Source organism: uncultured Empedobacter sp. (assembly GCF_937930195.1).
GTDB lineage: Bacteria > Bacteroidota > Bacteroidia > Flavobacteriales > Weeksellaceae > Empedobacter > Empedobacter stercoris.
On sequence record NZ_CALGVK010000103.1, the window covers coordinates 1 to 9,455 of the forward strand.

Consider the following 9,455-nt stretch of genomic DNA (forward strand, 5'->3'; position numbering starts at 1 on the left):
ACAGCTAAATATAAAACTACGATTTAATTGCTTGGTATGCTCCTCAAATTTCTTATTCATATTCACCAGATAAATTTTATGGTACAAAAGGTTTGATTTTAGAATTGCATTATAAATATTTGAGAGATGATATTGAAGTCATGATTTCGTGGAATGCAACGAAGAAAAAAGAATTAAAAAAATCTCCTGTTTTCAAAATCAATAACAAATTGAAAAAAGTTTCTCAAGCAGAATTTCTTCAAATGATTGAAGATTCAAACCAAATTCAGCGAGAAGCCTATAATCAAGGAGTTGAAAAATAATTATTAAAACACTAAACTTGCTTAACTTTAAGCAAGTTTTTTTATATCATGCAAACAAAAGCAACTTTATTAACGATTGGAGACGAAATCTTAATCGGACAAATTGTCGATACTAATTCAGCATTTATTGCGCAACAATTAAATAAAATAGGAATTGAAGTCGAAGAAATTATTTCAGTTCAAGACGAGTTAAATCATATTATTGAAGCATTTCAAAGGGGAATTTCAACGTCGGATATTGTTATTGTAACAGGAGGTTTAGGACCAACAAAAGATGATAAAACTAAAATGGCTTTATGTCAATTTTTAGAGTGCGAATTGATAAGAGAAGAAAAAGTAATTGAAAATATCATCCATTTATTTGCCACGCGTGGTTATAAAAAAGAATTAAATAACCTCAATCAAGATCAAGCATTGATTCCTGAAAAATCAACGTTTATTCAAAATAAATACGGAACTGCACCATGTTTATGGACAACAATTGAAAACAAAGTTTTGATTAATCTTCCTGGTGTTCCATTTGAAATGAAAGGGTTGATGAGAGATGAAATTATTCCTCGTTTAAAAGATAATTTTCAAACAGATATTATTGTGCACCGAGATATTTTAGTCAGTGGAATTCCAGAGAGCGATTTAGCAATTTTAGTTGAAGATTGGGAAAATCAATTACCAGAATTTATTCATTTAGCTTACTTACCAAATCGTACGTCAATCGATTTACGATTCTCAGCAACTGGAGATGATGAGGTTGTTTTGAGAAATTTGATTCAACAAGAAATTGAGAAATTTAAATTGATTGCAGGGAAATATTTAGTTTCTGAAAATTCTGGGAAAGCGCAACAAGTTTTAGGAGATCTTTTGAAACAAAAAGACTTAACAATTTCGACAGCCGAAAGTTGTACTGGTGGAAATATTTCAACTTTAATTACTTCTGTTTCGGGAAGTTCTTCTTATTTTATTGGTAGTGTTGTTTCGTATGCTACTTCGGTTAAAACTTCTGTTTTAGGTGTTAATCAAAAAGATATTGATCAGCATTCGGTTGTTTCAGAACAAGTCGCAAAGCAAATGGCTTTAGGAGCTTGTAAGGTTTTAAAGACCAATTTAGCTGTTTCAACGACAGGAGTGGCTGGACCAAACAAAGGAGAAGATGACAATGAAGTAGGAACGGTTTGGGTTTCGGTGACAAATGGTCAACAAACCATTAACAAAAAGTATTTTTATCCCTATTTGGATCGTGAAGATTTCATCAAAATTGTTTCTACTAATGCTTTGAATTTGGTGATTCAGTTTGTTAATGAAAATTATCAGTAATCGATTGTTTGATTTTATCGTTTTTAATTGATAAACATTTTAAAAACTAATAGTTTATAGTGATGTTTTGATAATTTTATTTTTTGTTTATTTGTAAATGAAGTAATTTAAAATCAAAACTATGACGAAAAATATGTACAAAATGCTATTTGTTTTATCTTTTTTTGGATTATCATTTATTGGACAAGCACAGATATTGAATTCTATTTCAAGAAAATTAGAGGATAAAGCAGATAAATTAATTAATACTAAAAGAAATAAGTCAACTACCGAATCTGTTCAGACTAAAAAAGGTAAAGAGAATTCTACAACTATCCAAAGTGGACCATTTCAAGAAAATTCAGTGATGTCCTATGATTTTGTGAGTGGAAATCAAATCATTTTTGAAGATGATTTTTCAGCAAATTCGGTTGGTAATATGGCAACAAAATGGACAAGTAATGGAATGGGTAGAGTAGAGAATGTTTCTGGTTATCCTGGAAAATGGTTACGTTTATATGACGATAACACTTATAAAATAAAAGAACTTGTTCATATACCTGAAAATTTTACGCTCGAATTTGATGTGGTTGTCTTATCAGATACTTCCAAAGAAATTAATTTGGATTTCGGATTTGATTACGTGAAAGGTGTTACACAACATTATTATATAGGAAGTCGTAATCCGATTAATATCAGAGCATCGTATCGATTTGATAATTTCGAATTTACAAGTAAAGAACTTGATGGAACCAAAAGAAGTAGTGTAGATGCTAATATGTCTTATTTTATCAATAATAAAATGAATGTAAAAATAAGTGTAGAGCAAGATCGTATGAAAACTTATGTAAATAATTATAAGATTTTGGATACTGAAATGGTTAATCCTCAAACTAAAAAATATTTTTATTTAGCATTGGATAATGATAAAAATCCAGCTCAAGTCTACTTAGGTAATTTTAAGATTACTCAATTATAATATTAATTTCTTAATATAGTTATTAAAGAAAAAAATCACTTCATTACGAAGTGATTTTTTTGATGTTATTTTCTTCTCCCTCGATGAGGATTTTTCGGTTTTGTGTCTTTCTTTGGTTTGAAACCTGTGTTTGTTTTTTTGAAATTATTGTTGCTATTGGCATCAGGTAATTTATAAAATTCTTTTGGCGTTTTAATGATAGTAACATAGTTGCCAATTAATTTTTCAATATTTGCCAAATCACCTCTTTCATCAGCAGCACATAATGAGATTGCTTTTCCTTCGCGACCCGCACGACCTGTACGACCAATTCGATGAACATAAGTTTCTGGGACATTAGGTAATTCATAATTGATTACATACGGTAATTGATCAATGTCAATTCCTCGAGCGGCAATATCAGTAGCAATAAGTACTTTTAACTTTTCTTCTTTGAAATTATTCAAAGCTTTTTGACGTGCATTTTGAGATTTATCTCCGTGAATAGCAGCCGAAGGAATTCCAGCTTTTTCCAAATGTCTAACCAAACGATTTGCTCCATGTTTTGTACGCGTAAAGATTAATGTACGCTCTTCAGGATGTTCATTTAAGATATTGACCAAAAGTTTTACTTTCATGTCCTTGTCTACATGGTAAACAAACTGTTCAACCGTTTCAGCAGTCGAAGAAACAGGTGTAACACTTACTTCTTTAGGACGATTTAAAACAGTGTGAGAAAACTTACGAATAGATTTTGGCATTGTAGCCGAGAAAAATAAGGTTTGTCTTTGTTTTGGAATAATTTCGATAATCTTTTTGATCTCATGAACAAATCCCATGTCTAACATACGGTCAGCTTCATCTAAAACAAAAATTTCAATTTGATTGATTTTAAGATGTCCTTGCCCAATCAAATCTAATAAACGACCAGGTGTAGCAATTAAAATATCAACACCATTTTTTATGGCACCGATTTGTGGATTTTGATTTACTCCTCCAAAAATAGCGATATGTTTTAAGGGTAAATGTTTACCATATAACTTAAAACTATCATTGATTTGAATCGCTAATTCACGAGTAGGTGTTAAAATTAATGTTCTAACTTTTCGTCCCTTACTTGGTGTATTCGTTAAGTTTTGTAGAATAGGAATTGCAAACGAAGCTGTTTTTCCTGTTCCTGTTTGTGCGCAACCAATAATATCGTTTCCTTCTAATACAAGTGGAATAGACTGCTCTTGAATTTCGGTCGGTTCTGTATAACCAGCTTCTTCAATTGCTTTTAAAATTGGTTCGATTATATTTAATTCAGTGAATTTCATTTATTGAAAATTTATTAATCAGTTTTTTTTAACTGATTGAATGAGAAATAAAAAGCACTCCAAAGTGAAGTGCTTTTTGATATAGATAGGTAATTAATCTTCTAATTCTTTTGCATGACGATCAATAGGAGTATCGGGTTCCGTTGCATGAACAGAATTTACCGAATAGTTTCTCCAACGATCCAAAATAGTTAAAATATCTGCAGGTAAAGGTGATTCGAACGACATACGTTCTCCTGTTGTCGGATGATCAAATCCTAATGTACGTGCATGTAATGCTTGACGTGGACATGCGGCGAAACAATTGTCAACAAATTGTTTGTATTTATTGAAGGTTGTTCCTTTTAAAATACGATCTCCACCATAACGAGCATCATTAAATAAAGGATGTCCTAAATGTTTGAAATGTGCACGAATTTGATGCGTACGACCAGTTTCTAATTTACATTCAACTAATGTAACATAAGAAAAATTCTCCATTACTTTATAATGCGTTACGGCATGTTTTCCTTGTTCTCCATCAGGAAAAACGGCCATTTGCATACGATCTTTAAGATGTCGACCGATGTGTCCAGTAATTGTGCCTTCTTGTTCGTTTAGAACTCCCCAAACTAATGCGTTGTACAAACGGTCGGTTGTATGCGCTGCAAATTGCTCGGCTAAACTTGTCATTGCAACTTCCGTTTTTGCAATGACTAAAAGTCCACTTGTATCTTTATCAATACGGTGAACTAAACCAGGACGCTCCATTTGCTCAGACATTGAAGGTAAATTATCAAAATGAAACTTTAAGGCGTTAACCAAAGTTCCTGTATAATTTCCATGTCCAGGATGTACAACCATTCCTGGTTCTTTGTCAATAACAACGACTTGGTCGTCTTCATAAACAATTTTGATTGGAATATCTTCTGCTATAACTTCATTATCACGCGGAGGAGTTTCTAACATAATCTGTATAAAATCTCCAGGTTTTACTTTGTAATTGGATTTTACAGATTCATTGTTAACTAATATATTTCCGTTATCAGCTGCTTGTTGAATTTTATTTCGTGTAGCGTTCTCAATTCTAACCATCAAGAACTTATCTATACGCAATAACGATTGACCTTTGTCAACCGTTATTGAAAAATGCTCGTATAGTTTATTGTCGTCTTCCTCTTGTAAGAAATCTTCTAAATCTTCTGCCATTTATTCTTTCTATTCTATAATAATCTCTTCTGGAGCTTTAGGCGCTTCTATCGGCTTTTGTTGCTCAGGTGTTGGATTATTTTGTTGTTGCTGATTTTGCATGTCTTTGATCTGCTGTTCAGCTTTCTGTGTTATAATATCTCTGTATTGAGAACCGCTAATTGTATCTTCGCCAAAGTTTTTGTACTGAATATCCAATTCTTTTAATTGCGTTCTAATTTTTTCGCGAGGTTCTGTTGATAACCAAATATCAATCGGTTGACCTTGATCGTAAGTGTCTGTAGCAAAAGGGAATTGATATACCACTCTTGCGTTAATTGTATCATTCGAAGCACCAATAAATTTAATTTGACCAATTTCGAAAAAATTATCTTTAATTGATTTCTTCGCTTCAGTCAAAGTTAAATTGACTAAATTAGGCATTCTTACACCAGATAACATTCCACGTCCTAAAACCAAATCAACTGTAGCAAAACGTGGTAATTGTTCTCCAGGTTTCACGATTTTTCCATTGTATAATATTTTTAGAACGGCATCTTTTGCTAAATCTGGTTCGTAAATAATTTTACCAATTTTAAGACCTGAAATTTCTAATTGCGTAAATGCTAAACGTTTTGATTTACCTACTAAATCAGGCAATTCAACTGGACGATATGTTTTAGGATTTGATTTAATAAAAATACGACGCCCTTCTTTTACACGAGATTCTGCTGCTGGATAAAAATCCATAATTGAAAAAGGTTTTGTATTTGGATCAAAACGAGAACTATCTACTTCGTATGTTAAACCAAGTTCTTCTAACTTAGTTGTAGCATCTGTAATATTCATTTTTGATAAATCCGGAACTTCAACAAATTCATTGTGATTTGTATATGAATCTAACCAGACGTTAAAAATAAAATGGTAAAGCCCAAATGACAGCGCTACTACAATAGCTACATTAAGCAAAACTTGTATGATTGATTTTACTCCTTTCATTGAAATGATAAATTGTCGCACAAATATAGTTTAAAAATAATATTTATGATTGATGTCAAAGTTCTATATTTGAATAAATTTTAATTTAAACATGTTAAGAGTAGCAGTTGTAGCAGGTGGATACTCGGACGAAAGTGTAGTTTCGTTGAAAAGTTGCGAGTTGATTTACGCAAGTCTAAATCCAGAAAAGTACGACAGAACAAGGGTTCGAATCTTAAAAGAAGGTTGGTATGCCGAAATTGAAGGCGAGAAATATCCAATCAATAAAGGTGATTTTTCATTTGAAAAAAATGGAAAAAAAATAACATTTGATGTCGTTTTTAATACAATTCATGGTACGCCAGGCGAAGATGGTTATCTACAAGCGTATTTTGAAATGATCGGTTTGGCATATAATGGATGTCCTTTTTATCAATCTGCCTTAACATTTAATAAAAAAGATTGTATTGCAGTATTGAGTAAATATGGAATTCCTCACGCAAAATCTATTTATATTAACAAAGGAGATCAATATGTTGCAAAAAAAATTCTTGACCAAGTAGGCTTACCTTGTTTTGTAAAACCAAATCGTTCAGGTTCAAGTTTAGGAATTTCAAAAGTTTTCAAAGAAGAAGAATTTGAAGCAGCAATGCAAAAAGCTTTTCACGAAGATAAAGAAGTTTTGGTTGAGTCTTTTTTAGATGGAACAGAAGTTTCTGTAGGTGTATTAAATTACAAAGGAGAAACTATGGTGTTGGGAATTACAGAAATTGTTTCGCACACAGAATTCTTTGATTATGACGCTAAATACAATGGTTTATCAGACGAAATTACGCCTGCGCGTTTAACACCAGAAGTTGAACAACGTGTGCGTGAAGTTGCTGCAAAAGCCTATAAATGCATCAATATGTCTGGTTTTTCTCGTTCTGAATATATTATAGTAAATGGAGAACCGCATTTTATTGAAATGAATACATTACCAGGTTTTTCACCTGCAAGTATTTTTCCTCAGCAAGCTGCTTATGCAGGAATTGCGTTGGAAGATTTGATGGATAGCGAAATCGAAATTGCTTTAAATAGACCTTCGCCATGGACAGAATAGCAGTTTTTCCTGGATCTTTTGATCCAATTACATTAGGGCATTTAGATATTATCGAACGTGCAGTTCCGTTGTTTGACAAAATAATTGTTGCAATTGGAACAAATTCATCTAAAAATTATATGTTTTTACTGGAACAAAGAATTAAGTTTATTGAGGATTCTGTTAGCAGATTTGGAAATGTAGAAGTGATGTCTTATAATGGATTAACAGTTGATTTTTGCGATGAAGTAAATGCTCAGTTTATTTTACGTGGACTTCGCAATCCAGCTGATTTCGAATTTGAGAAAGCAATTGCCCATACCAATCGTGCAATTACAGACCATAACATCGAAACTATTTTCTTATTAACTTCTTCAGGTAAAGCGTACATCAGTTCGAGTATTGTTCGTGATGTGATGAGAAATGGAGGAAAATATGAAATATTGGTTCCTGATGTGGTAAGGATTTAAGAGAATTATTCTATATAAAATAGAAAAGAGTAGATGTTTTTATCTACTCTTTTTTTGTGTTAAAATTTTGAAATTTGATATATTTACCAAAATTAACACAAAATAAAAAATATGAAAAAATTAATTTTATTATTAATTGCATTTGTATTTAGCACTCTTTCATTTGGTCAAGAAAGGCCAATTGCTAAAAAAGTAGATCAAGCTAAATTAACAAGTAGCAGTTTCAAATCCTACAATGTATTTGGAGATAATATACAACAAAAAGGAAATAATTTGTTTGCGGACTTTGCAAAAGGAGTTTCTGTTTTTAATTTAGAAAAAGTTGCATTATCTAATCTATACCAATCAAAACCAAATTCTTTTACATTAGAGGTTCCTTTTGAAGGACGAAAAATTAGCTTAGAATTAGTAAAGAATGAAACCTTGTTTACAGATAATTTTAAAGCAGTTGATCAAAATAACAAACGAATAAATTATCAACCAGGAGTATATTATCAAGGTATAATTGGTGGAGATAAAACTTCTGTGGTAGCGTTATCTGTTTTTAAAGATCAAGTAATTGGTGTGGCTTCTTCTACCGCTTTAGGAGACGTGGTTATTGGTAAATTAAAAGATTCTGAAGAATATGTATCCTATTCGTCTTATAATGTTGAAGCAAAAAATAATGTACAATGTGCAGTAGATCAACTAGAAGAAAATAAAAATTATAAACCATCTTTTGATGCAAAAGTATTGAAAAATACGACAAATGAAATGACAGAAAGATGTGTTCGTGTGTATTATGAAATTGCTTATGCTCCTTATAAACAAAACGGATCTGACGAAACAAAAACATTAGATTGGTTAACAGCTATTCATAATAATATTGCAACACTTTATTCAAACGATTACATAAGAACATCATTGTCTCAAGTAATGATTTGGACAGAACAAGATCCTTACACTGGTAATTATAGTGCTCAGTTAAATAAATTTAGAACTACAAGAACTGATTTTGATGGAGATTTTGCTCACTTGGTTAATTATCCATCATCTACATCTGTTGCCTATTTGGATTCTATGTGCAACAATCAATATCGATATGCATATTCTGGAATCAATATGACGTACAATAATATTCCGGTTTATTCGTGGACTATTATGGCAATGACACATGAAATGGGACATGCCTTAGGTTCGCCACATACACATTCATGTTCTTGGAACGGAGACGGTACTGCAATTGATGGTTGTGCACCAACTTATGATCCTGGTTTAGCAGAGGGTACATGTCCTACTGGTCCAATTCCTTATGCCGATAAAGGTACAATTATGAGTTATTGTCATTTGTTAGGAGGTGTAGGGATTAACTTTTCGAATGGATTTGGTGAACAACCAGGTGCTTTGATTCGTGCAACTGTTGATGGTAAAGTTTGTTTAAGTACAGATTGTAGTATGACTTGTCAACAAACCATAAAATCTGTAAATGGAGTTTTAAATGATTTGAGTATTACCTACACAATAGAAGACGAAGTAGGGACAAAATGGATTTATAAATTTCAAAAAATAGGTGCTCCAGAAGCACAATGGAAAGAAACAACTTCTAAAACTTTAACGTTTGATAACTTAGAAAAAAACGCTTATTACAGAATAGAAGTTGCAAATAAATGTTCTGAAACATCAAATTCATCGACAGTTTCAACAATTATAGAAATTCCTGGAGATTATTGCAACGGAGATTTGTATTACGATTCGGGTGGAGCAAATGGTAATTATTCTCCAAATGAAAATATTGTCAAAATATTCAAACCAGCAATTGAAGGAGAAAAAGTATCCATCACATTCACTGAATTTGATATTGAACCAGCAGGTGATGAAATTTATGATTATATGAGTATATACAATGGAATT

The 9,455-nt window shown here is 31.8% G+C and carries 9 protein-coding genes; 6 read left to right on the plus strand and 3 right to left on the minus strand.

The window, feature by feature from the left end:
* The first annotated feature begins 92 nt into the window (after window positions 1–92).
* The 3 genes from Q0616_RS06540 (at window position 93) to Q0616_RS06550 (ending at window position 2,571) form a co-directional block, all read left to right on the plus strand.
* A complete protein-coding gene (locus Q0616_RS06540; protein WP_298775926.1) occupies window positions 93–302 on the plus strand; it encodes a hypothetical protein in 210 nt (69 codons plus the stop codon).
* A gap of 48 nt (window positions 303–350) precedes the next feature.
* Entirely contained in the window at window positions 351–1,613 is a 1,263-nt protein-coding gene (locus Q0616_RS06545) for a CinA family nicotinamide mononucleotide deamidase-related protein (RefSeq protein WP_298775930.1), read from the plus strand.
* 121 nt (window positions 1,614–1,734) lie between these two features.
* Complete coding sequence (locus Q0616_RS06550) at window positions 1,735–2,571, plus strand: hypothetical protein (RefSeq protein WP_225541209.1); 837 nt, start codon at window positions 1,735–1,737, stop codon at window positions 2,569–2,571.
* 65 nt (window positions 2,572–2,636) lie between these two features.
* Here Q0616_RS06550 and Q0616_RS06555 read toward each other — a convergent pair whose 3' ends face one another.
* The 3 genes from Q0616_RS06555 to Q0616_RS06565 form a co-directional block, all read right to left on the minus strand.
* Entirely contained in the window at window positions 2,637–3,869 is a 1,233-nt protein-coding gene (locus Q0616_RS06555) for a DEAD/DEAH box helicase (RefSeq protein WP_171623446.1), read from the minus strand.
* A 93-nt stretch (window positions 3,870–3,962) separates the two neighbouring features.
* Window positions 3,963–5,057: an RluA family pseudouridine synthase gene (locus Q0616_RS06560; RefSeq protein ID WP_298775934.1), complete on the minus strand. Its 1,095-nt coding sequence runs from the start codon at window positions 5,055–5,057 to the stop codon at window positions 3,963–3,965.
* Window positions 5,058–5,066: 9 nt separating this feature from the next.
* Complete coding sequence (locus tag Q0616_RS06565) at window positions 5,067–6,056, minus strand: PASTA domain-containing protein (protein WP_225540103.1); 990 nt, start codon at window positions 6,054–6,056, stop codon at window positions 5,067–5,069.
* 70 nt (window positions 6,057–6,126) lie between these two features.
* Between Q0616_RS06565 and Q0616_RS06570 the strand changes: the two genes are divergently transcribed.
* From Q0616_RS06570 to Q0616_RS06580, 3 genes are all read left to right on the plus strand, one after another.
* Entirely contained in the window at window positions 6,127–7,116 is a 990-nt protein-coding gene (locus tag Q0616_RS06570) for a D-alanine--D-alanine ligase (RefSeq protein WP_298775937.1), read from the plus strand.
* A complete protein-coding gene (gene coaD / locus Q0616_RS06575; RefSeq protein WP_284583305.1) occupies window positions 7,104–7,565 on the plus strand; it encodes a pantetheine-phosphate adenylyltransferase in 462 nt (153 codons plus the stop codon). Before Q0616_RS06570 ends, coaD begins: the two co-directional genes overlap by 13 nt.
* A 111-nt stretch (window positions 7,566–7,676) precedes the next feature.
* A partial coding sequence (locus tag Q0616_RS06580; RefSeq protein ID WP_298775939.1) for a M12 family metallo-peptidase occupies window positions 7,677–9,455 on the plus strand: 1,779 nt, incomplete at its 3' end.

Excerpts from the sequence above, each read along its gene's own strand:
- Q0616_RS06545 (WP_298775930.1), top strand. The coding sequence starts at position 351 with ATGCAAACAAAAGCAACTTTATTAACGATTGGAGACGAAATCTTAATC.
- Q0616_RS06550 (WP_225541209.1), top strand. The coding sequence starts at position 1,735 with ATGACGAAAAATATGTACAAAATGCTATTTGTTTTATCTTTTTTTGGA.
- Q0616_RS06555 (WP_171623446.1), bottom strand. The coding sequence starts at position 3,869 with ATGAAATTCACTGAATTAAATATAATCGAACCAATTTTAAAAGCAATT.
- Q0616_RS06560 (WP_298775934.1), bottom strand. The coding sequence starts at position 5,057 with ATGGCAGAAGATTTAGAAGATTTCTTACAAGAGGAAGACGACAATAAA.
- Q0616_RS06570 (WP_298775937.1), top strand. The coding sequence starts at position 6,127 with ATGTTAAGAGTAGCAGTTGTAGCAGGTGGATACTCGGACGAAAGTGTA.
- coaD (WP_284583305.1), top strand. The coding sequence starts at position 7,104 with ATGGACAGAATAGCAGTTTTTCCTGGATCTTTTGATCCAATTACATTA.